This is a genomic window from Shewanella glacialimarina, assembly GCF_020511155.1.
Lineage (GTDB): Bacteria > Pseudomonadota > Gammaproteobacteria > Enterobacterales > Shewanellaceae > Shewanella > Shewanella glacialimarina.
Genome location: NZ_CP041216.1, coordinates 594,179 through 617,462 on the forward strand (window position 1 = coordinate 594,179; position 23,284 = coordinate 617,462).

The following is a 23,284-nucleotide window of genomic DNA, read 5'->3' on the forward strand; positions in this document are numbered from 1 at the left end:
TTGGAGGAGAAAATGCAAACACGTGAAATGGCTTTACTCATACAAGATGCGGTATTACTGCCTAATGGCCGACTCGAGTTTAGGGTGGCTTTTCCTGCTGAATTGGCGCTGGTGGCATCAGTACTTAAAGGTGAATACGGTTTGGCGATGGCAGCGCAAAAGGCAAAAAGTGAATTGCCCTGTTATCGCAGTATTACCGAATGTGAAATTATCGACTTTCATCAACTAGAAGATAAGTCGCTAAGTATTGTGTTAGAAGGTAAGCAGCGCTTAAGAGTATTATCGGCGGCTAAACAACGCAATGGCGTATGGATCGCACGCACACTGCCTTGTCAGAATTGGCGCCATGAGCCAATAGCAGGCAAGTTTGAAATTATTAGCGCTGCGCTTGAACAATTTTATGAAGTTAATCCAGATTTACTTGGTTTGTATTCACAAATTCATTTAGAAGATGCCACTTGGGTCAGTCAGCGTTGGCTGGAGGTTTTACCTATGTATAGTCGTGATAAATTACGTTTGGTAGAACAGCCCAATTGCCACAAAACCATGGACTTTGTCCTGCAACTACTAAAATCCCATGTTGGCGTATAACCTGATAATATAAGGGTATCTATTCGGTACCCTGATACTTTCTATGTCAATATTTACTCACGAGTTACCTTCCGCAACGGGCGCTATTGCCGCGCAGCCATCCTACGTTGTATTACCTCGCCCCAGTGCATCTAGCCCGGTTTATCCAACCGTGTTGGCTTTTTTAATTGATAAGTTTCCGCAAATATCCCCCTCGGCGTGGGATCAACGCATTAAGGAAGGTAAGGTACATTGGCAAGATGGCCAATTGATTGATCATCAAAGCGAATTTGTTGCGACCAAGCGGGTTTATTATTATCGTGAAGTCGCAGTTGAAAAAAAGGTACCTTTTACCGAACACATTCTTTATCAAGATGCCCATAAAATCATTGTCTATAAACCGCATTTTTTACCGGTTACCCCTGGTGGTAATTACGTTAATGAATGCTTAGTACACCGTTTACGCATTCGTACTGGAATAGAGACTATTGCCCCAGCTCATCGGCTTGATAAAGACACTGCGGGGGTGATGTTAATGACAGTAAATCCCGAGACTCGGCATGCTTATCATCAACTTTTTCTCGATGGTAAGATTAAAAAAACCTATCAAGCAGTGGCCGAATTACCGCAAGATTTCGCATTAAATCAGGCGATGTTGCCACACCATTGGACCATTAATAATCGGCTAGAACGTGGAACACCTAGTTTTACCATGCAGATTGTTGACGGAGCCAGTAATAGTCATTCTGAGATTAAATTGCTCAAAATTAACAATAATCTAGGGCTTTTTGAACTTGAACCCGTTACCGGTAAAACCCACCAATTACGGGTACACATGCAGAGTTTAGGCATGCCTTTATTACATGACCGTTTTTATCCTACACTGCAGGCTAAAGGCGAAGATGATTTTGACAAACCATTACAGCTATTAGCGCAGCGTTTGCAGTTTGTTGATCCAATTACCAATGAAGTTAATGATTGGTGCTGTGAAGGACTCACTATGTGATTAATAGCTTATTATCATTATATTAGGTGTCATTATGAGCTATATTTATCTTATATGTTTAGTGAAGGAAGTGCCATGCAGCGGATTAAAAGTGGGTTAGTATTTATTGCGGTTTTTATTTTATGCTTAATTAGCTTAAAAGGGCTTGATCATTTTCTGGCGCAGCAGATCATTGCCCGTGATGCAAAGATTCTTACTGAAAAATTTGAAGATGTAATCCGAGCTAGCGCTCTTGAAATGAATAAGTTACCACCCATTTCAAAAAAAGACTTTAATTGTACCCCAGATACTACTGAATATTTAAGAAATGCTGTTTATGATGCGGTGTTTATTCGGTGGGTTGGTGTGACTAAAGGGGGTAAAATTTTTTGTGAATCTAATAGCGTCATTAGAGATATTCACAAAATAAAAACTCACCGAATAAGTGAAAGTTTTAGTTTAGGTGTAGTTGAGATTGCTAACCGGGAACATCATGAATTAATTTTAGTCAGACATTTTGAAGATGTTAACTATACAGCCAGTATTATTCCCCTCAAACCAAGTTACTTTGTCCCCTTAGAATGCAAAGACTGCTTAGAGTATTCAATTGGTTTCGAATCCGTTCCATTTTTGACATTTGGCTTTGATGCATTTGAAGGTGAGCCATTTGTTAGCAAGAAAGTTGAGTTAACATCGCCTTATTTTGTTGCTACGTTCGAATTGTCTGGTGATTTTGAATTCTATAAACAATACAGCACCATTTCATGGTTGTTTATTGTGATGTTTGCATTGTCATTTTCTGTTTGGTTAACTTACTTGATCCATCGTTGGCAAAAGAAGTCAGTGTCAATGCGCTCACAAATATTGAGTGGGATTAAGCATCATGAATTTATTCCTTTTTACCAGCCAGTTGTTGATTCGCGTACGCAAAAAGTTATTGGTTGTGAAGTGTTAATGCGATGGCAACGCCAAGATGGTTCTTTGATGCCTCCAAATCAGTTTATTCCTTATGCTGAAGCTAAAGGACTCATTATCGATATGACAAAAGGCATGCTTGAACATGTTTTCAATGATATTAAAAAATTAGGAGAAAAACGTGAAGCATTGTTCTTCAGTGTCAATATTGTCCCAGAGCATTTAGATAACGATGATTTATATCAGTTATTAAAGAGTGTTGTTGAATCAGAGCTGTTAAAGCAGCATCGAATTTCATTAGAGATTACTGAGCGTTTACCTATTAGCGATCTCGTGTCGGCTCGTAGAATGTTAGATAAGTTTTATGCGTTAGGTATAGATTTAAAATTAGATGATGCAGGCACCGGTTACGGTGGTTTCAGCTATGTACAAAACTTAGGAATTAGCACCCTAAAAATTGACAAAATGTTTGTTGATACGATAGGTAATAAAGACAACTTCAATGCTAAAACGATTGAAGCGATTATTTCATTTGCGAAAACATCAGGTTTAAGCATGATTGCAGAGGGTGTTGAAGACAGTCAACAAGTCGCATATCTCAGTCAGCATGGTGTGTATCTCATTCAGGGTTATGTTTACTCTAAACCACTACCAGCCAAACAGTTTTTTAACTAACAGCGCTTACATTTTTAATCATTAAATACCTTATTTAATTGAATAAGGTATTTTTGTTTTACTTCTCGTTTAATTATATGAAGGAAAAGTATGATTAAACGGTATGCTATAAAATAAGATTTCAGGTCATTTTCATGGATGAAATTATAAACTACCTAATGACTTTATCGTTAACAGCAATGCACTCAGCGTACACAAAATTAACGTTGCTTTGCGGGTTTTATCTTTATCGACTCGCCCAACAATTCGTCCTGCAATGATGTACCCTGCAATGACGGATGGTAGCAGTAACAAGGATAACCAAAGGTGTTTTACTTCAACCAAACCGACTATAGCTAAAATAGCGAGTGCGATCATCGAGCTGAAGATAAAAAAGGCTGATAGTGCCGCTCTAAATTGGCTGGCATCTTTACCCGATAACAAAATGGCCATAGGGGGACCGCCAATGGCGGCAATGTTGCCAAAAATACCTGAAACAGTACCGGCAATAAATAACGTTATCCGATTCACAGGTGCGGACAGTTTAAAAACACTCAATAAAACGGCTGTAAATACAATGCCCGCAATTGCGAGGCCTAATATTGGTTGAGGGGCGAGTAATAGTAAACTTGCGCCTAAAAAACCGCCTGGGATCCTACCCAGTAACGCATATTGCAACCCATTAAACTCTAAGTGGCTACGTTCTCTGAATAAGGTCATCAGTGAAATAGCAAACCCCATCACAATCACTGGCACTGGCACTAACTGAGGGTCGACAATATACAGTAAAGGGCTGGCGACTACGGCTAATCCGAAACCGATTAAGCTCTGAGTTAACGCGCCGCAAAAGATAATGACTGAGGCGAGTAATAATGTGGTGGGATCGATAAATGGCATTACTATGGCTCTAAGTTACTAGCGTGTTTCAACACAAGCATTTTTGTGTTGATTGGTATCAATCGTTTGATCGCGTCTTAAAACAAAATTCCATCAAGATAACTACCCTGACTAAGCAGGATATTCATCTTGATGGAATGAATAGCGGGTGTGAAATACTTAAAAGTGATTAATTACTCTAAGTCTTCCCATTCAATACCCATTTGGTCCATCAATGCTTTCGCTTCACGCGGAATACTGTCTGGCTCATCTTTTGATAAGTCATGATCATCAGGCAATGGTTGGCCAGTGTAAGCATGTAAGAAAGCTTCGCAAAGTAATTCACTATTTGTCGCGTGACGTAAATTATTTACCTGGCGACGAGTGCGCTCATCGGTCAGCACTTTCAATACTTTTAACGGAATTGAAACTGTGATTTTTTTTACTTGTTCATTCTTCTTGCCGTGTTCGGCATATGGGCTAATATAGTCGCCATTCCACTCAGTCATTAACTCACCCTTTACTTTAAATTCGGTGCAGATTTTAAACCCTTAAAGTTTCTAGTCAAATTATTGCTGTGTTTTAGTGCACATTGCAAATAGATTTCTTTATGTTTAGACGTCTAAACGTCTATTTTTGTTGACCTGAGCGGTTCTGTTAGGTAAATTTAGCCATCTAGACATCTCTTTGTGTGTTCGTAATGTTAGGAATCAATCATGACCAAGTCTTGTAAACAACATAGCAATGCTACTGTCGCTGTCCGTCAGGGTATTGAAAGTGACACACAACATGGTGCAGTTGTTCCACCCATTTATTTATCGACCAATTATTCTTTTGATGGCCACAAAAATCCACGTGAATTTGATTATAGCCGTTCAGGCAACCCAACACGTTGTATTTTAGGCGAAGCCTTAGCCAAATTAGAGCAAGGGGCAACCGGGGTGATAACCTGTACCGGTATGGCTGCAATTACCTTAGTGACTCATTTATTAGGGCCAGACGATTTACTGATTGTGCCACATGATTGCTACGGTGGTAGTTATCGCTTATTTACTAATTTAGCCAAAAAAGGTCAGTTTAAATTGGCTGTGGTTGATCAAACTAACGCGGCAGCATTAGCTGAGGCCATCGCTAAAAAACCTAAAATGGTGTGGTTAGAAACGCCGTCTAATCCTTTGCTTCGGGTGGCGGATATTGCAGAAATAGCCAAAGCCGCTAAGCAAGTCGGTGCATTAGTTACCGTGGACAACACCTTTTTATCGCCAATATTGCAACAGCCACTTAATTTAGGGGCTGACATTGTTATTCATTCGACCACTAAATACATCAATGGACACAGTGATGTGGTTGGTGGCGCGGTTGTGGCGAAAGACCCTGAAATCGGCGAGTTATTGCATTGGTGGTCAAATACTTTAGGGTTAACGGGATCAGCGTTTGACAGTTACCTGACTCTGCGTGGTATTCGTACTTTAGCGGTGCGAATTCGTGAGCATCAAGCCAATGCAAAACAGATTGTTGATGTGCTATGTCAAAGCCCTGTGGTCGCAAAGGTGTATTATCCAGGATTAACAGATCATCCTGGACATGATATTGCGAAAAAGCAGCAAAAAGGCTTTGGCGCTATGCTCAGTTTTGAGCTAAAAGGTGGCGAAGCAGAGGTTGTCGCCTTTTTAGATGCGTTAACCTTGTTCAGTGTTGCTGAAAGTTTAGGCGGAGTGGAAAGTTTAATAGCCGTTCCTGCGACTATGACCCATAGAGCAATGGACGCCCAAGCCCGTTTTGAGGCTGGCGTTAAAGATACATTATTGAGACTATCTGTAGGTATTGAAGATAGTGAAGATTTAGTGGCAGATATTGAAGCCGCATTAGCTGCAGTCGCAGCGCTGTAGTTGTCGTTTAAGGAGTAATACATGGCGCGTGGTCATTTACATAAATTTGGTGGTTCAAGTCTTGCAGATGCAGATTGTTATCGCCGAGTCGCCCACATTTTACTGACCCATGGTCACAGCGATGATTTAATCGTTGTTTCAGCGGCAGGTAAAAGTACCAACTTTTTATATAAGCTGCTCAATTTGCGTGAAACCGGTCAGCTATGGCAAGAAGAGCTACAAGTATTAATCGGCTATCAGCAAACCTTAATCGAACAATTATTATCTAATGAGCAAGCACGTGATTTACGTGAGCGCTTGTCGACCGACAAGTCACAATTGATTAGCTTATTATCACTTGAACAGCGCAATGAATATCAAATTAGCCATGTGGTGAGTTTTGGTGAACGTTGGTCAGCAAGATTAATGGCGGCGTTATTACGTGAGTCTGGTGTAGCGTCATCCCATGTAGACGCCTGTTCAATACTTGTCGCTGACGAAGGTGCTGTGCCTAATATTCGGGTAGAAGAGTCGCGAGCCAAAGTGCAGGCTTTATTAGCGGCTCATCCTAATGAGCGTTTAGTCATCACTGGGTTTATTTGTGCCAACAGCCAGGGTGAAACGCTATTGCTTGGGCGTAATGGTTCTGATTTTAGCGCGACATTAATTGCCAGCTTGGCTGATATTGATCGGGTAACAATTTGGACCGATGTTGAAGGGGTATTTAATGCTGACCCGAATAAAATTAATGATGCCAAACTGCTAAAAAGTATGTCTTTGGCTGAAGCCGATCGATTAGCTAGACTGGGCTCTCCAGTATTGCATTCTCGTACATTACAGCCTCTGTTCAATACCGAAGTGAGTTTAGCCGTTCGCTCAAGCTATGCCTCTCACACTGATTTTACATTGATTGCACCCCACAGTTCGTCAGCTAGTGCACCTGTGGTAACCAGTTTAAATGAAGTGGTGTTATTTAGTTTTAAAGCCGCCGCAGCTATAGAGCCTTTGTTAACATTACTGACCGAAGCGGGCTTAACCCCATTGGCTTATTGGTCATTGGCGCAACATAAGTATGAATTAGCCTTTACCTTAGAAAGGCAAAAGCAAGTGCAGTCTTTATTAGTGTCTCAAACTGCTGAGTTTAGTATTACGCAATTGCAGGCGCAGTGCGACTTGGGGCTAGTGGCTTTGGTCAGTGCCGATGCAGAATTATATCGCAAAAGCTTTGCCCGTTTGCTAAGTCGTGATGCAAAACCTGTTTATCAAGACGGCTTAAGCCTAGTGACATTAGTGCCACAGGGGCAAGTTAGCTTACTGACTCAAAAAATACATCGCCGCTGTGCTGGCCCAAGAATGCGCATAGGTGTACTACTTCTGGGTGTAGGCAATATTGGTGAGGCTTGGATAGATTTATTTAAACGTGCTCGCTTTGGGTTAAATAAAGACTTAGAAGCCACAGTCGAATTAGTCGGTTTGGTGAGTTCTAAAAAGGCCTTCGTTGATAACGCAGGGGTTAATTTAGACCACTGGCAGCAACAATATGAGCAACAAGGTACAGAATGGACCTATGACAGTTTGTTTGACCAATTAGAGCAACTGTCTTGCGATGAGATTGTAGCGCTTGATATCAGTGCCAGTGCCACCTTGACTTTACAATACCCACAATTGTTTGCTAAAGGTATTCATGTGGTTAGTGCTAATAAATTGGCGGGTTCAGGACCATTGCCTTTTTATCGTGAGCTAAAGCAGCAACTGTGTAATCGACGTTTATTTTGGCGCTATAACGCCAGTTGTGGCGCTGGGTTGCCTATTCAGCATGCGTTAAATGACTTACGTAATAGCGGTGACACTATTGAAGCGGTTGGCGGTATTTTTTCAGGTACTTTATGTTGGTTATTTGAAAACTATGATGGCAATAAACCGTTCTCTCAATTAGTGCTTGAGGCGAAAGAGCTGGGGATTACAGAACCTGATCCCCGTGATGATTTATCGGGCCGAGACATGCAACGAAAATTGCTTATTCTAGCGCGTGAAATTGGTTTAGCCATTGAGTTAGAAGACATTACCCTAAACTCATTAGTGCCTGAAGCATTGGCTAAACTCACATTAGCAGACTTTTTAAAGCGTATTGCTGAGCTTGATACTGATATGTTGCAGCAGTTTATGGCCGCAGCAGAGCAGAATAAAGTACTGCGTTACGTGGCTGCCTTGGATAAAGTTAGCGGTAAGTTGAAAGCTGAAGTTGGCATTCAGTGGGTAGACAGCAATCATCCGTATGCGAACTTAACGCCCGGCGACAATGTGTTTGTTATCCGCAGTGCATTTTATCAAGGTAATCCGCTGATTATACGTGGCCCAGGCGCGGGTAGAGAAGTCACCGCGGCAGCTATTCAGTCTGATTTAGTGCATATTTGTCGTGATTTATTGCAAGAATAATAACTTTGCTTTGACGACAACCCAGTTCAATTAAGCAAGACTCTTTTGAGTCTTGCTTTTTTTTCATCTTTAAATTGAACATTCTTCATCGTGTTTATACGTATTCAATGAATATTTATTCTTGACTTCATGGTCAGTTAAATTACTATATAGACATATGGACGTCTAAACGTCCGTTGTTAAGTCGCAGTAAAGTAATAGACAGTCATCATCCGAGTATTAAATCCATCGATGTTCGCATCGAAGCAGTTGAAGGAAATATAAAATGGCTTTTCATCACGCCCAGCACTCACAGTCGTTAAACCAGAGCCTATCTGAGTTAAGTGATATCAACGTGTCATTTGAATTTTTTCCACCTTCAACACCAGAAATGGAAACCATTCTGTGGAATTCTATTCGTCGTTTAGAACCATTAAACCCTAAATTTGTATCGGTAACCTATGGTGCTAATTCAGGCGTGCGCGACCGTACTCACAGTGTTATTGAGCGTATTCAAAGTGAAACTAATTTAATTGCAGCGCCGCATTTAACCTTAGTTGATGCCAGCGATGAAGAGCTGATTGAACTTGCCAAACATTATTGGAATTCAGGCATTAAAGATATTGTCGCACTGCGTGGTGACTTACCTGATGGCAGCCCAAAGCCGACTCGCTTTGCTAACGATTTAGTGCGTTTACTTCGCTCAGTTGCTGATTTTGATATTTCGGTAGCGGCTTACCCTGAAGTGCATCCGGATGCGCGCAATGCTCAAGCTGATTTAATTCACCTAAAGAAGAAAATTGATGCCGGAGCAAACCGCGCAATTACTCAGTTTTTCTTTGATGTAGAGTCGTATCTTCGCTTTCGCGACCGCTGTGTTACAGCAGGTATTGATGTTGAAATCGTGCCAGGTATTTTACCGGTAACTAACTTTAAGCAAACTAAGCGTTTTGCGGATATGACTAATGTAGCGATTCCACAATGGTTACACCGTCAGTTTGAAGGTTTAGATGATGATCCAGCCACGCGTCAATTAGTGGGTGCAAACGTGGCCATTGATACCGTAAAAGTATTAGCCCGTGAAGGGGTGAAAGACTTCCACTTTTATACTTTAAACCGTGCCGAACTGACTTATGCTATTTGCCATACCTTAGGCGTGCGCCCTAAGTAACTTCACTTGAGTTAATGACAGAATCGTTAAACTTATTAAGCCTTCGTTGTGATAGCAACGGAGGCTTATTAGTATTTAACCTCAGCACAAAGTTCAATTTTTACGTAAGCAATTGAATATTATATTTTTAATCTCGCTTGTTCATCTCTTAACCCGAGTTGAGATGACTTATTAAAAATGGATGAAAAATAGTCGGTGTTAATAGATTAAATAATCATCTATAGTTTGTCCGATGAATATAGATACGGACTTCTTAAGGGCGAGATGATGAATAAAATAATAATCGCTGCAACATTCGTGAGCAGTATGGTAAGTCTACATGTGAGCGCATCCATTCCAGAGTCTTCACCCAAAGAGTTACTACAGACTGTGCCCGTTCCGGCGCAGGTATGTGTGAGTTGTCATGGTGCTCAAGGGCAGGGGCTTGATGTTGCAGGACCTAAATTAGCCGGTTTATCAGCATCCTACATGGTTAAACAGATCAAGTTGTTTCAAGTTGGGCAACGGCAAAATGCACTAATGCAGCCTATGGCAATGACGGTACAAGGGGATAATATTCAAGTCGCCGCTGACTACTTTGCCTCTCAAGCCGTCGATGACGTTACGCTGCGATACCGTGGTGATAAAGTGGTGATTGCAGATCCCGCCGAAAAACTCGCTTATCAAGGAGATTGGGCGCGCGATATTCCCGCCTGCTTTACCTGTCATGGTCCTTCTGCGATAGGTGCTGAGCAATTTCCTCGCTTAGCAGGTCAGCAAGCTAGTTATATTAAAAGCCAGCTTGAAGCTTGGCAAAAAGGCACCCGCAAAGGTGATGCCGATAATATGATGGCTAATGTTGCCAGTAAACTCACCGCAACCGAGATAAATGCACTTGCTCACTATTTTGCTTCGCTTAAGTAAGGATACGCCATGAAATTCCAATTAAACATCATCTTAGGCGCAGTAGTACTGTTTAGCTTAAATATGAGTGCTGCAGTTATTGCTACAGAGCTACCTGATCGCCAGCAAGCTTTACCTTCAGTGCCTAAAGCTAAACAAACAACCCTTCAGCCAGCGGCATTGTCAGATATTCCAACAGGTGAGTTTGGTGATAAAGTTCGCTTAGGTTACCAATTATTTGTCAATACTCAGCAACTGCGTGATAAGTATGTCGGCAATCAACTTAATTGTGTTAACTGTCACCTCAATGCGGGCAATAAAGCCAATGCCTCACCTTTGTGGGGAGCATATTTTGCGTATCCGGCTTACCGTAAGAAAAACGATAAAGTAAACAGTTTTGAAGAACGTTTACAAGGCTGTTTCACTTATTCGATGAACGGTAAAGCGCCAGAATCAGGCAGTAAAGAGTTAGTCGCGTTATCAGCTTATTCATATTGGTTGGGCATGTCTGGTTTGATGCTGCAACACAATGTTACGGGCTCTGTACCAGAGTTAAGCGATAGTGAATTGGTTAAAGGGGCAAAACGCGATGACTTTATTTTACCTGAGGCCATCTCAAGTAAAATGGATCAAAATGCATTAGCGCAATTACCTGGTCGCGGTTACCCTGCAGTGCCTAAAGCCGAACAAGCTTATTCACCTGAACGAGGTTTAGTGGTATATCAAGCGCATTGTCAATCTTGCCACGGGCAAGATGGTCAAGGTCAAATCATTGCCGGTGTAGCTGCTCTGCCACCAGTATGGGGAGCACAAAGTTTTAATTGGGGCGCGGGCATGCACAGAGTCAATACCGCGGCAGATTTTATCTATGAAAATATGCCTTTGGGTAAAAGTGTCCAACTGACTCCTCAACAAGCTTGGGACGTCGCGGCTTATATTAATTCGCAAGATCGCCCTCAAGACCCTAGATTTAAAGGCAATGTCGCTGAAACACAAAGCCAATATCATCAGCATGATGGTTTTTACGGTCAAAGTGTTGCAGGAACAGTATTAGGCAGTACTTCTTCTGCTAATTTTCCAAAAAAATAGTGTATAACTGATATCGTTCTAATTTGAAGTGATGGCGATGTCAGCTTTCAGTAGCTATCGATTAATATTCAGCATTTAATAACAACTAACAAAGGTATGGCTTTGTCTGCAAAAAACTGCCCCATCTGTGATCAAATGAACCAATGTATGATGGCCAGTGGGCAAGATATTTCAACTTGTTGGTGTGTATTGTCAGATTATTCAGCGGTCGAACTGATTAAGCGCTATCAGTTAGCGTATCCTCAAGCCAGCCTTAATAAGGAACAATGTGTCTGTCAATCCTGTTTAGCCCAAATGGCACGCATGTCTTTACCTGCCTTACCCGTGGTACAAATTTTTAAGCCTTCGATATAGCTATTCAAATACTGATTCTAATTGCTCAATTGTTGCAAAAAACACACTAATCAAGGTACTCTAAAAAATTGCTGCAATTAATGCTTCGAGTTCGATAGCTTTCAGCATTGATAAAACATAAATAACAATAAACATAATAATTTAGTTAAACATGGGATGTTAAATGGAAGCGATCACACTTTTAGTAAGTAATATTAACAGCATCGTTTGGGGTGTTCCCATGCTGGTGATGATATTAGGCGTAGGGTTATTTTTATCTATTGGTTTGAAATTTATGCCAATTTTAAAGTTGGGCACAGGTTTTAAATTATTATGGTCAGGCAGAACTGTCACTGATGAAAGCGAAAAAGGTGATGTAAGCCCTTTTAATGCTTTGATGACCTCGCTATCAGCAACCATAGGTACAGGCAATATTGCCGGTGTTGCCACTGCAATTGTCATTGGTGGTCCAGGCGCCTTGTTTTGGATGTGGTGTACAGCATTAGTGGGCATGGCAACCAAATTTGCAGAAGCGGTATTAGCGGTTAAATTTCGTGAAACCGACAGCAACGGCGATCATGTTGGCGGCCCTATGTATTACATCAAAAATGGCTTAGGCAAAAAATGGGCCTGGTTAGGCACAGCCTTTGCGTTTTTCGGTATGTTTGCTGGGTTCGGTATTGGTAATACTGTGCAATCAAATTCAGTAGCAGACGCATTAAGCAGTAACTTTGGTGTACCAAGTTGGATTACCGGTGTGGTGCTAATGGTATTAGTTGGTGCTGTGTTGATGGGCGGTATTAAACGCATTGCAGAAGTTGCCGGTAAACTTGTGCCATTAATGACGGTGTTTTATATCACTGCGGGACTAGCCGTATTAGTGGTATATATTGATCAAGTGCCAGCAGCGTTTGAGCTTATCGTTCACAGTGCATTCAACCCTGTTGCGGCACAAGGTGGATTTGCTGGCGCTGCAGTATGGGCGGCAATTCGTTTTGGTGTGGCCCGCGGTATATTCTCAAATGAAGCCGGCTTAGGCAGTGCGCCAATTGCCCACGCAGCAGCAAAAACAAACAACCCCGTTAAGCAAGGCTTAGTGGCAATGTTAGGTACGTTTATCGACACTATCATTGTTTGTTCTATCACCGGCTTGGCTATTGTTGTTACTGGCTCGTGGACATCGGGTGAGAATGGTGCGGCATTGACCTCGCTGGCATTCTCCCATGCCTTGCCTTTGGGGAATTACATTGTGGCAATTGCATTGGCTATATTTGCATTTACCACCATTTTAGGCTGGAGTTTTTACAGTGAGAAGTGCGTACAGTACTTATTTGGTGATAAAGCCGTGAAGCCATTCCGCTTAATATTTACCTTAGTCGTACCGATTGGTGCGATTAGTTCATTAGAGTTTATTTGGCTATTAGCTGATACGTTAAATGCGATGATGGCGCTGCCAAACTTGATTGCATTGATGTTATTAAGTCCGGTAGTGTTTGGCTTAACACGTGAGTATTTTGCGAAACAAAAAGCGCTTAAAAAAGCGTTATAAGGTTTAAGCACACCAAGTGCGCTTTAATTAGGATTACATATAATAAGGATGTTGCAATGCCAGCTTTTATGGTTTTAATGTTAATGCTTATGGCGTCATTGTTACTGCAAGGATGCTCATCAATTAAATTTAATACTAATGTATTGGATGTTGGTGAACAAAACATCAGGGCTAATGATGTTGATGTCTATAGCCAGCAATACGTCTTTAATCGTCAATACAAAGACCTCGGTAATGTCGACGCGTCATATTGTCAGCAGGATAGGCCGACTGATTTAAATAAGATAGCGCCCAGTGATGAGTCATTGATAAAGTCTTTGAAAGCGCAAGTCCAGAGGCGAGGTGGAAATGCATTGGTAGTGCACGAGTGTAAACGCTCAAGCTATGGGCAATGTAGCTTATTGATTGAGTGTCGAGGGACTGGATATCTTATTGATTGATTCTAGAGTGACTCGTTTATTGATTGATAGGACATGAAATAAAATAAGGGCAACTATGGTTGCCCTTATTTATGGATGTTAATCCGAGTTATTATCAAATTCTGAATCATCAAATAAGTCTGCTTCTGAGGTTTTGATGGTGACCTTATCAAAAGAGCGCGCAAAGTGGCGTTGCACTCCTTTTAAATCAATATTGCCAATACCTGAAGCAAACCCAAACCATGCATATAAACCACTAATGTCTGCAAACATAGGTGGAAGATACTTGGGCCCAGCAATCACACCTTCTTGATAAGCTTGATAGAGATCAGGAATATCTTCGATAGCCAGTTTACCTAAAAACAGCATAGGGATAAGTTCAGGTAAACCAGTGCTAATAGCACTGCGAATAAAGTTGATGTTTTCAACATAGCCGCGGACATAGGAAATATCTTTGGTAAAGAAACTGCCGCCTTGTACCATGCCACCACGAAATACACGTTGGGTGACCCGGTAACTGTCTTTTGAGCTTAAGTGTAGGTTTCTGAAATATCGATACACTTCGATAAAGTCTGCACCTTGTTCTGCCATATCAACGGCTGACACGCGATCGCTGATACGTCTAGCTCGTCCTGGGTTAGAACTTAGGGTTAACATTTCCATTAATACCGCTAGACCTTCCTGTGAAGCGGTAACGCGCGGTGAACCAACACTTAGCCATGTTGCATGCGGTTGAGCTCGTCCATTGAGTGTAGTGCCCACATGTACCCAACCTTCATGTACTTCATACACATTCATATCTGATTCGCTGAACATGGCGCGGGTGTTTATTTTAACCGTGTCACCCCCGACAGCAGCATCTGACACAATACCATCGCTTAGTTTTACGTATATTTTATCATCATGAAAGTAATTAACCAGTCGCTGACTCAGTTGGTTTACGGCCTCTGGTGCGGTGATGATTTTAGGGTGTTGCTTACTCATATGCCTTGCTGCGGGCAATGAGAAAATATGGCTTAGCCTGTCGCCTAACTGACGTAATGTATGGCGATCACCGTGTAATTTATGACTGGCACTACCATAAAGCTCCTGGCTGAGCTTGCCAAACATGGGTTTTCCACGGTTGTTAAGCATATCGATCACAATGCGATACTGGTCGACATTGGCAATGAGTATTTTGCCTAGTTTATCTTTTTTACCTAAGCCTTTTTCGATTGCAAAACGAAGACCTTTTAAGTCTTGCTGGGTTTTATCGGTATTGAAAGACACGGGAATTGAATCGTAAAAGTCAGTGCTTATCTCTGGCAGTACTTTAGTTTGTTTGGCTAAAAATTTGTCTTCGATTTCACGTGGCCATTTAATGGTGTCGAGGATTTTAATCGGTGCTTGTATACGGATTAATTCATCCGAAAAACGGCGAATATCCTGTTGATAACGAGCTAAAGCATCAGACATTGCATTACCTATGGTTTGATAAATCGGGGCAAAGTTAATCAATGTTCTCATTAATTGCTTTGTTTCACCAATCGAAAATTTTCATCTACCATGGATTATATCGGTGCAATTGCACTGTTTTGTGAAGTGGATAAGATAGATGTATTCTTAAGCTTATGAATTTATGATATTAATTAGTTGGCACAATCACTGCTTTAACCTCTTAGGGTAAAGAAGGAGTGATATATGGCTGCAATGAGTTTTTTAAGTGTTATCGAACGTTATCATGAGCATGAATCGGTTATTCATGAATTATTGGATTCTATTTTATTAGGGTTAAGTGATGCATCGATATTTCAAAACCCGACCTCAGACAAGGTGTTTAATGAGCTAGCTAGAAGTTACCCTTTTGTGCAATTGCTGTATCTACTTGATGAAAATGGCACTCAAGTGAGCGACAACCTTGTGGTGTCTAAAGGCAAAGTTAAATTATCTGATAAAGGGCGCGATATCGACAGAAGCCATCGTCCCTATTTTACTGGTTTAGCCGAGCAAGACAGCACTCGCTATATTACTAGCCCATATTTATCTAATACGGGTGGTGGCCTGTGTGTAAGCGCGTCAAGACAGCTGTTAAATGCTAATAGTCAGCGCGTCATTGTAGTGGTGGATATTAATCTTACCCACTTAATAGAGTTCATGATGGGCGACAGTGCAAGACGAAAAATGACGCCGATATTTAAAACAGTATATTGCTTTATTGTGCTGGGATTATTTGTATTAGTTAGCGTATTAATGTGGACTGTCGTTGCTGATATTTATCGATTATTAGTTGAACCCGCACAAAATGATCCCTTACTACCTTTTGGTATTATTATTTTTCTAACCCTTGCGCTGGCGATTTTTGATTTGGGTAAAACGATTTTGGAAGAAGAAGTACTAATGCATAAAGATATATTTCGTCATAGTTCAACACGGCGGACCATAACGCGTTTTATTTCCACCATCTTAATCGCAATTTCGATAGAAGCTTTGCTAACCATGTTCAAAGCTTCTTTAGGGGAGAAACAATATATTGAGCCGGCCATCATGATGATGTTAGCTGTGGTTGGCTTGTTAGTTGGGCTAGGTATTTATGTTTATTTAGGGGCAAAGGCAGAGCAATTGTTGACTCAAAACCAGCAACAAAAATTTAATCGCTTATCCTAAAATTTTAGTTTATTTACCGCTATTAAAAAACAAACCATCGTGTTAACTGCTTAGTAATAGCAGTTGTAACGATGGTTTTTTATTGGTGTGATGACCATATGACTAAAAGAAGTCGTCATCACCAATGGCTTTTCTAAGTTGTGCTTGCTCAAGAAAATCTTCTAAACGCCTTTTGACTTGACGTTTATGTTGCAAATTTTCGGCTCCCTTAGCACTTCTTGGTGAAGTCATCGCTTCAATTTCTGTATCGTCAGGCACTCTTTCAGTGATATTAGCCATAATAAAACCCTCATAACCAATGGTAAACAACAGTACTAAACCAATGAGCTCTTTCTAACCAAAAAATTATCCTTAGAAAAGCAAAATATATTGTTCAAGCTGAACAGTTTTTTTTACCTTCACTATTTGAGCTTAGCAGTTATTTTCCGGCAAGCTAATTGAGCGATATAAAAGAGGGAAAGTACACGGCTTTTTATTTTAAGATTGACGAACATTGGACTCGTAATTATTTGGGTAAGGTTTAGAAGTAAAAACGCCACCCTAAGGTAGCGTTAACGCAACTTAACATGCCAATGAAAATTGCTTACCTACTAGATTAGCAAACAATTCACATTGTTGTACTGCTATAGATCAAAGCCGTATGAATAACCTAAAACGACTTTTGCATCGTCATCTGCTAAATCTGTGTTAGAAACCATGAAAGATACTGTGCCAACACCTGTGTCAGCGCTCAGTGATACGTTGTAATCAGAATAGGTTTCGCTAAATAGGTCTTTAACGACATCACCCTGTGAATAGCCATAATGAACGCCTAAGCTGACTTTCTCTGTTAAAGGGAAGCTGGCATTAGCTTGTAAGTAACTCCAATCAGTTTCGCTGTCAGCGCCAGAAACCCCAGAATCAGCATTGACCACTTTTGAATAACCTAATTCTAGCCATTTCCAACCCAATACAAATGAAACTTCACCAAAATCATAGCTGCTGTCAGCATCAGGGTAGGCGTAATATAAATAGCTTACGTCGTAAGTGAAATCTTCAGCAAACTCTCCAGCATAGCCTGCATAAAAGTCCGCTTCATAGGTTGCTGCATCACCAAAGTCGACATTTGATGCCCAAGTGCCAGCATAAAAACCAGACTCGTGTGCGTAATCAATGCCACCCTGCACAGCAACCGCATCATCTGTCTGGGTGACTCCGCGCCATAAGTAGTTAGACGTTGCGCCAATATTAGCGGATACTTCGGCAAAAGCTGTGCTGCTGAGTAATAGTGTGCTTGATAACGCAACTGCTTGTAATAGTGATTTTTTCATCATCTTCCCTCAAAGTTTTATTATGCATCTAATACCATGTATGTCAGGACAAAGTGTTAAATGTTGGTTTATCTACTCTGAGTTAAGCGAAGGTTGTGCCAATGTTAAAATACCATATATATCAATGCATTATTAAAATTCGAACACATTGAAAGCCTATTGGTTGCTTTGTAATGGTGCGGCATTGCACTTGGGTTGTGCAGTAAGCTGATCTGGCGATGTTGATTCGAGGATTGCCCGATTTGACAGAAATAGGGCATAAAAAAACCTCCGAAAGGAGGCTTTTAAAAATAACAGTTAACTTATTTTTAGTTAACGCTATCTTTTAACGTTTTACCAGCTTTGAACTTAGGTACAGTTGCAGCGGCAATTTGAATTTCTTTACCAGTTTGCGGGTTGCGACCAGTACGTGCAGCACGTTGTGAGGTTTCAAATGATCCAAAACCAACGATAGAAATTTTTTCGCCATTTTTCATCGCTTCAGTTACCGCTGCTTCAAATGATTTTAATGCACGGCCAGCTTCTGCTTTAGTTAGATCTGCGTTTTCAGCAATTTTTGCAATCAGTTCACTTTTGTTCATATTGATATTCTCTGCTTTCCATAGAAATGTTTTTAAAAACGTGGTTAACATGCCATAAGCGTTGACGCTTTAAAAGTATTTTGTCCGATAAAAGGGTAAAAAGACTGTGAAATACCCACTATGCTACTCTTCAAGCAGTTGATATAAGATCCGTTTGACTAAATTAGGTTCAAAAGGCTTATCACAAAGGGCATTAACCCCAGCGCTGGATACGTTACTTAAATGGGTGTCATTAGCCTCAGACGATACCATTAAAATAGGAATGTGTGACTGTTGGCTTTCATTACGAATATATTGCGTTAGCGCTAATCCATCAACACTGGGCATGTTGTAATCGGTAATCACTAAATCATACATATTATGCTGCATTAGATTAATAGCCTGCTGACCATCTTCTGCTTCAGTAATAATTTTAATCCCTAAATTACCAATGGTACGTTTAATCACATTACGCGCTAAACGACTATCATCAACGACCAACACTCTCAGATTATGCACATCAAAATGGCTCAAATCTAATTCGTCATTACTGATTAAATCTATGGTTGAGTTTAATGCGCGAGCCAAATGGTCTGAATTGAAAGGCTTAGGTAAAATGGCAACCACACCTGACTGTCTAAAAATTTCAAGTTGCTCGCGGCGGCATTCACTCGATACCAACATAAACTGAATGTCTTGGTATTCTGGTTTTTGCTTGATATACGCGAGTAAATCCGTTGCTTCGCCGTCAGGAAAGTGTAACGCGCTAGTAATTAAGTCAGGCTTATGACGAGCTATAATCGCTTTGGCATCTTCAAGAGTTGTAGCGGTTTGAATGCTAACAACGCCTTCTTGCTGTAATCGAGACATAATTATTTTTCGTTGAGTCTCAGAAGGCTCAAGCAATAAAATAGATAATTCGCTAGGGGATAAACTGTGCATTTATTGAACTCTTATTATTTTGTACCACTAGATAGACTATAGCATAGACATATAAGTAGATTACTATCAAATACGTCCTCGAAAATCAGTTTCAAGTGGTCTTTAAATGCCAATATTATTTAAATACTGACGCGCTTTATGGTTTAGTGCTGCCCACCACTGCAGAGTGACCAGACTTATAGCAGCGCTTGCCACTATCCAAATAGGAATGATTTGGCCATTAAATTCAATTTTCACATCCTCGGGAGTGATTTGATACGCGATTAACGCAGTAGCCCCCATTGCAATTAACACTAATGTTTGCAGCCCTAGATGAAAAAAGAGCACTATTTTAGCCCATTTTGCGCGGATCAATAGACCCACTAATACGGGTAAAACACCAAGGGTTAATATGTCAAAAGTCGCATATTGAGTTGCACGCCAAAGGGCGATAATAGTAAATAAACTGTATAAAGCAGTAAGTAATATAATGCCCAAGGGGCGCTTAACCTGTGTCATTTTGTTCACTTGGTTTGATGTATTTAGGATAGAATATCGCAATTTAATGGATATTGGGAAAGTTCAATGACTGAAACACAATTTTGGCAACTGGTCACCCGCACCCATGCAGACCAGTCTTCTGAACAAATCGTACAGCAATTACAGCAGTCACTAGATTCTTTAGATGATGAGTCATTAAAAGCATTCGATAAAATGTTTGGCCAACAATTACGTAGAAGCTATCAGTGGGCTATTTGGGGCGCAGCTTATATTGTGACGGGCTGTGATTCTGATTATGCTTTTACTGAGTTTCGTTGTTTTATTTTGTCATTAGGGCAAGAGTGGTATGACAAAATTATTGCCCAACCGGATAGCTTAGGTGATTTGGCGCAATGGCCATTAAAAGATAATTATGCTTATCCTTTTATTGAAGATTACGATTTAGTTGCGGGTCAGTTATATGAAAACCGTAATGAAGATGAATTACCGTTTGTACCTTCAGGCAACAATACTCCTGTGGGGAAAAAGTTTTCGACTAAGCCTAAAGTGTTAAAACAGACTTACCCTAAATTAAGTGCGCGATTCCCATTTTAACTCAGACTGTTTGAGGTTTAAACATGGCCTAAATGAGTCGCCCCACACCCCATAAGTGAAAAAGCCCTGACAAGTCAGGGCAATGAATAGATGTGTCTTGAGAGTCGCTCTATGTTGGATTAGCGACTACTTTATACAAGTAGATGTCTCATTATCATAAGATAAATCATGTTGTTGACAAATTTTAGCAACATACTGGCTTTCTGCTTTGGCTACTTGTTGAGTGAGTTTCTGTTCTAACTTAAATTCTAATAGCTGTTCATTCTTTTGCATTTGTTGACTCAATTGAGTGCTGCGCTGATCCATAACACCTCCGTGAAGGTTGGATTCATTGGCTTGGCTTTGAGCTGAAATAGCTAGGCCCACGACAAGAGTGGCTAATAAAGCGGCTAAAGAAACACGTTTTGTTGAATTAGTGATCAGTTTCATTGTTATGACTCCGTAGCATTAATATTAATTAGTCACGACGTTAGTTCCTTGAACAATCGCTAGTGTAAAGACGCTGTCTTTTTGTTGGAGTGATAGTAGCTTCAGTTTGTTGAACCAAAGCTGAACGAAGCATAAAAAAGCAGATTAGTTAGATTTTTACGTTTTTAGCTATTTAAAAACAGTGCTTTAATTTATATTCTTGGAATATGCTTTATGTTAAGCAAATGTACAGGTTCATTTTGTTAAAGTAGTTTCATCAAGTAAACAAGCTATCTAAATCTATTTAAATTTTGCCTGGAGGCATTTTATGAACATTAACTATTTATTGGTAGTAGGGGCATTCGTCAGTAGCGTGGCAATTGCAGAGGAAGTTGAAGTGGTTAGCCCTATCACTGAGACAGGCATTGTTAAAGTAGAGTGGCTAGAGCCTGATAATTACAATGACATCAAGGCCTCAAATGAATTGCAATCGCGCTTTGAAAATAGATTTTTTGAGACCATGACTAAAAATATTAATAAGCAGGCAGAGAAAACGCTTAAGCCTAATCAGAAGCTTGAAATGCAGGTTTCTAATGTCGATTTAGCGGGTGATATGCGTCCTACTTTTGGTGCGACAACTGGCGACTTGCGGGTTGTTAAAGAGCTATACCCACCAAAAATGACCTTTACTTATCAAATTTTGGAAGATAATAAAGTCATTATTAGTGGCGATGAAAAATTGACTGACATGAGTTTTCTGAGCCGTATAAGTCGAATTAATGAACGTCCTTTTTCGGCTGAAACGACTATGCTAAATGATTGGCTAAAACGTACGGTTGCCCCACAACTTGAGGCACCCAAAGCGCTTTAAGCGACATGTAATTCCATTATTTGCTCCGATAACAGGTAAAGTCCGCTAACGGCGAGTTTTGCCTGTTTTTTTGCTTGAGCACTTAATGTCGACAATTGATGCTCTGTCGCATTAGTGGTAATGCTTGGAGGTAATACCCCGATACATAATGAAATCAATGGGTGATGTTGCAATTGTCCATTTCTATCCTCTGTAAATATGCTTTGGCTTTGTAAGTGTTCGTCGCGATAAAATTCACTCTTATGCTGATTAAATTTCTCAATAATGTGTTTGCTGTGCTCTATGGTATTTTCACAAGTGCAAATCATCACAAAATCATCCCCACCAATATGCCCTACAAAGCAGCGGTCGCTTTGATACGGCATTAATAGTTTCGCTACCACCTGAATAACTTCATCCCCACGACAAAACCCATAAATATCGTTATATGGCTTAAAGTGACATAAATCTAAATAGGCTAAATAGAATGGTTTTCGTTGAGTTCTTAACAGCTTCAGTTCCTCTTGAATAGGCACGTTACCGGGTAAATTGGTCAATGGGTTTGCGTGTCGAGCCATTTTTATGCGGTGTTCAGTGATTCTTTGTAGTAAGTCTTTGGTATGACCGATACCGATGAGTTTTTGATTGCGGGTAATAATAAATTGCTGAGCGACTGTATTAGCGTCTTCTGATGTTAGTAATTGACTGACTTCAGATAAAGGCCTATTGGCGTCAATTTGTAACACATGAGTGTCCATTACTGCACTTGCTGGATGATTTTCATGCAATGCGCGTCCGTATGGCGTACTAAATAGCTCTAACAATGTTGTGCGGTTAATAATACCCTGAGCAACACCATCCTCAACTATAACAATAGCTTGTAATGCAGGTTGATCTGTAAATTTTTGACTAAGTTGTTTCAATTGTGTTGTTGCCGTGGTAGTAATTGCACTATGACAAATACTTTCTGCTGTTTCACAGTATCGAATGCGAGGGGCGCTGGGTGGGCTAACCTGCGGTTGATAATATTCTTGTATTGGCTGGGTTTCAGGTCTGCCAAGTAGATATCCTTGGCAATAACTTATCCCTAACTGAGAAAGCATTGTGAGCTCTTCTTTTGTTTCAATGCCTTCAGCAATCACTTTACAGGTTAAGCTTTGACATAAATCGACAATTGAGCGAACAAACTCTTGTTTTACTGGGGTAATATCTATTTGATGAATGAAATGGCGATCAATTTTAACATAATCAGGCGCGAGCTCTGACCATAGCCTTAAACCGGAATAGCCGGCGCCTAGGTCGTCAATTGCGGTAAGAAAACCTTGATTTCGATAATGATTTAGGCAGGATTTGAGCAAGTCTATATCATCTGCGGGATATTGTTCCGATAGCTCTATGACGACATCACTCGGCGATAAGCCTAATTGCTTAATGAGCTTTAAGGTGGCGCCTTTGGGATGTGTCGGATCGAGTAACGCTTTTGGCGATATATTAATGAATAACTTGCCCGGCAATTGCCGCTGTTTAAAAGCATTAATTGATATACCGCGACAGAGCGTTTCTAATTCACTGAGTTTGTCGCAATGTTCTGCCGTTTTAAACAGGGAAGCGGGAGAGTGCAAAGTGCTATGTTGTGGACCTCTGCTTAATGCTTCAAACCCATGTAGCTTGTTGGTGCTGATATTAAAAATGGGCTGGAATACGGCATTAATATTTTGTGTATCAATGATTTCATTTAATGTATTACATAAATCGATAGAAGACATGAGGG

General features: G+C 40.6%; 24 protein-coding genes. 14 read left to right on the forward strand and 10 right to left on the reverse strand.

Annotation, left to right across the window (positions count from 1 at the left end; translation table 11 throughout):
- Positions 1–12: 12 nt before the first annotated feature.
- The 3 genes from FJ709_RS02380 (at position 13) to FJ709_RS02390 (ending at position 3,145) form a co-directional block, all read left to right on the forward strand.
- Entirely contained in the window at positions 13–591 is a 579-nt protein-coding gene (locus FJ709_RS02380) for an LON peptidase substrate-binding domain-containing protein (RefSeq protein WP_226413091.1), read from the forward strand.
- 43 nt (positions 592–634) lie between these two features.
- Positions 635–1,576 carry a pseudouridine synthase gene (locus FJ709_RS02385; protein WP_226413093.1) on the forward strand — a complete coding sequence of 314 codons (942 nt, stop codon included), beginning with the start codon at positions 635–637 and terminating at the stop codon, positions 1,574–1,576.
- 75 nt (positions 1,577–1,651) lie between these two features.
- The gene (locus tag FJ709_RS02390; RefSeq protein ID WP_226413095.1) at positions 1,652–3,145 is read left to right on the forward strand and encodes an EAL domain-containing protein; all 1,494 of its coding nucleotides are present in this window, start codon (positions 1,652–1,654) and stop codon (positions 3,143–3,145) included.
- 144 nt (positions 3,146–3,289) lie between these two features.
- Here FJ709_RS02390 and FJ709_RS02395 read toward each other — a convergent pair whose 3' ends face one another.
- Both FJ709_RS02395 and metJ read right to left on the reverse strand, forming a co-directional pair.
- Positions 3,290–4,021, reverse strand: a complete 732-nt coding sequence (locus FJ709_RS02395; protein WP_226413097.1) for a sulfite exporter TauE/SafE family protein — start codon at positions 4,019–4,021, stop codon at positions 3,290–3,292.
- 173 nt (positions 4,022–4,194) lie between these two features.
- Positions 4,195–4,509: a met regulon transcriptional regulator MetJ gene (gene metJ / locus FJ709_RS02400; protein WP_188840950.1), complete on the reverse strand. Its 315-nt coding sequence runs from the start codon at positions 4,507–4,509 to the stop codon at positions 4,195–4,197.
- 207 nt (positions 4,510–4,716) lie between these two features.
- On the opposite strand from metJ, the gene metB reads away from it, so the two are divergent.
- The 8 genes from metB to FJ709_RS02440 all read left to right on the forward strand — a co-directional run bounded on the left by metB (position 4,717) and on the right by FJ709_RS02440 (position 13,747).
- Positions 4,717–5,889, forward strand: a complete 1,173-nt coding sequence (gene metB / locus FJ709_RS02405) for a cystathionine gamma-synthase (RefSeq protein WP_226413099.1) — start codon at positions 4,717–4,719, stop codon at positions 5,887–5,889.
- Between the two features lie 21 nt (positions 5,890–5,910).
- The gene (locus tag FJ709_RS02410; protein ID WP_226413101.1) at positions 5,911–8,304 is read left to right on the forward strand and encodes a bifunctional aspartate kinase/homoserine dehydrogenase II; all 2,394 of its coding nucleotides are present in this window, start codon (positions 5,911–5,913) and stop codon (positions 8,302–8,304) included.
- Between the two features lie 265 nt (positions 8,305–8,569).
- Positions 8,570–9,454, forward strand: coding sequence for a methylenetetrahydrofolate reductase (gene metF, locus FJ709_RS02415; protein WP_226413103.1), 885 nt, complete (start codon positions 8,570–8,572; stop codon positions 9,452–9,454).
- 306 nt (positions 9,455–9,760) lie between these two features.
- Complete coding sequence (locus FJ709_RS02420; protein WP_404830038.1) at positions 9,761–10,357, forward strand: c-type cytochrome; 597 nt, start codon at positions 9,761–9,763, stop codon at positions 10,355–10,357.
- A 9-nt stretch (positions 10,358–10,366) separates the two neighbouring features.
- Positions 10,367–11,425 (forward strand): c-type cytochrome, encoded by a 1,059-nt coding sequence (locus FJ709_RS02425; RefSeq protein ID WP_226413107.1) that lies wholly within the window; start codon positions 10,367–10,369, stop codon positions 11,423–11,425.
- A 102-nt stretch (positions 11,426–11,527) separates the two neighbouring features.
- Complete coding sequence (locus FJ709_RS02430) at positions 11,528–11,779, forward strand: cysteine-rich CWC family protein (protein WP_226413109.1); 252 nt, start codon at positions 11,528–11,530, stop codon at positions 11,777–11,779.
- A 163-nt stretch (positions 11,780–11,942) separates the two neighbouring features.
- Entirely contained in the window at positions 11,943–13,307 is a 1,365-nt protein-coding gene (locus tag FJ709_RS02435) for an alanine/glycine:cation symporter family protein (RefSeq protein ID WP_226413111.1), read from the forward strand.
- 56 nt (positions 13,308–13,363) lie between these two features.
- The gene (locus FJ709_RS02440) at positions 13,364–13,747 is read left to right on the forward strand and encodes a hypothetical protein (protein WP_226413113.1); all 384 of its coding nucleotides are present in this window, start codon (positions 13,364–13,366) and stop codon (positions 13,745–13,747) included.
- Between the two features lie 78 nt (positions 13,748–13,825).
- On the opposite strand, the gene FJ709_RS02445 is transcribed toward FJ709_RS02440, so the two are convergent.
- Positions 13,826–15,181 carry a flavohemoglobin expression-modulating QEGLA motif protein gene (locus FJ709_RS02445; protein WP_319002917.1) on the reverse strand — a complete coding sequence of 452 codons (1,356 nt, stop codon included), beginning with the start codon at positions 15,179–15,181 and terminating at the stop codon, positions 13,826–13,828.
- A gap of 225 nt (positions 15,182–15,406) precedes the next feature.
- On the opposite strand from FJ709_RS02445, the gene FJ709_RS02450 reads away from it, so the two are divergent.
- The gene (locus FJ709_RS02450; protein ID WP_226413117.1) at positions 15,407–16,369 is read left to right on the forward strand and encodes a PDC sensor domain-containing protein; all 963 of its coding nucleotides are present in this window, start codon (positions 15,407–15,409) and stop codon (positions 16,367–16,369) included.
- Between the two features lie 102 nt (positions 16,370–16,471).
- Here FJ709_RS02450 and FJ709_RS02455 read toward each other — a convergent pair whose 3' ends face one another.
- The 5 genes from FJ709_RS02455 to FJ709_RS02475 all read right to left on the reverse strand — a co-directional run bounded on the left by FJ709_RS02455 (position 16,472) and on the right by FJ709_RS02475 (position 19,679).
- Entirely contained in the window at positions 16,472–16,648 is a 177-nt protein-coding gene (locus FJ709_RS02455; protein WP_226413119.1) for a PA3496 family putative envelope integrity protein, read from the reverse strand.
- A gap of 344 nt (positions 16,649–16,992) precedes the next feature.
- On the reverse strand, positions 16,993–17,679 hold the full coding sequence (locus tag FJ709_RS02460; protein ID WP_226413121.1) for a TorF family putative porin: 687 nt from the start codon (positions 17,677–17,679) through the stop codon (positions 16,993–16,995).
- A gap of 308 nt (positions 17,680–17,987) precedes the next feature.
- On the reverse strand, positions 17,988–18,260 hold the full coding sequence (locus FJ709_RS02465) for an HU family DNA-binding protein (RefSeq protein ID WP_188840938.1): 273 nt from the start codon (positions 18,258–18,260) through the stop codon (positions 17,988–17,990).
- 123 nt (positions 18,261–18,383) lie between these two features.
- On the reverse strand, positions 18,384–19,181 hold the full coding sequence (locus FJ709_RS02470) for a response regulator (protein WP_226413123.1): 798 nt from the start codon (positions 19,179–19,181) through the stop codon (positions 18,384–18,386).
- Positions 19,182–19,283: 102 nt separating this feature from the next.
- A complete protein-coding gene (locus tag FJ709_RS02475) occupies positions 19,284–19,679 on the reverse strand; it encodes a hypothetical protein (RefSeq protein ID WP_226413125.1) in 396 nt (131 codons plus the stop codon).
- 66 nt (positions 19,680–19,745) lie between these two features.
- On the opposite strand from FJ709_RS02475, the gene FJ709_RS02480 reads away from it, so the two are divergent.
- Positions 19,746–20,255, forward strand: coding sequence for a DUF4240 domain-containing protein (locus tag FJ709_RS02480; RefSeq protein WP_226413127.1), 510 nt, complete (start codon positions 19,746–19,748; stop codon positions 20,253–20,255).
- Positions 20,256–20,381: 126 nt separating this feature from the next.
- On the opposite strand, the gene FJ709_RS02485 is transcribed toward FJ709_RS02480, so the two are convergent.
- The gene (locus FJ709_RS02485) at positions 20,382–20,684 is read right to left on the reverse strand and encodes a hypothetical protein (protein ID WP_226413129.1); all 303 of its coding nucleotides are present in this window, start codon (positions 20,682–20,684) and stop codon (positions 20,382–20,384) included.
- Positions 20,685–20,991: 307 nt separating this feature from the next.
- Here FJ709_RS02485 and FJ709_RS02490 point away from each other — a divergent pair, with 307 nt between their 5' ends.
- On the forward strand, positions 20,992–21,534 hold the full coding sequence (locus FJ709_RS02490) for a DUF3016 domain-containing protein (protein WP_226413131.1): 543 nt from the start codon (positions 20,992–20,994) through the stop codon (positions 21,532–21,534).
- On the opposite strand, the gene FJ709_RS02495 is transcribed toward FJ709_RS02490, so the two are convergent.
- Complete coding sequence (locus FJ709_RS02495; RefSeq protein ID WP_226413133.1) at positions 21,531–23,279, reverse strand: GGDEF domain-containing protein; 1,749 nt, start codon at positions 23,277–23,279, stop codon at positions 21,531–21,533. The genes FJ709_RS02490 and FJ709_RS02495 overlap by 4 nt on opposite strands.
- Between the last annotated feature and the right edge of the window lie 5 nt (positions 23,280–23,284).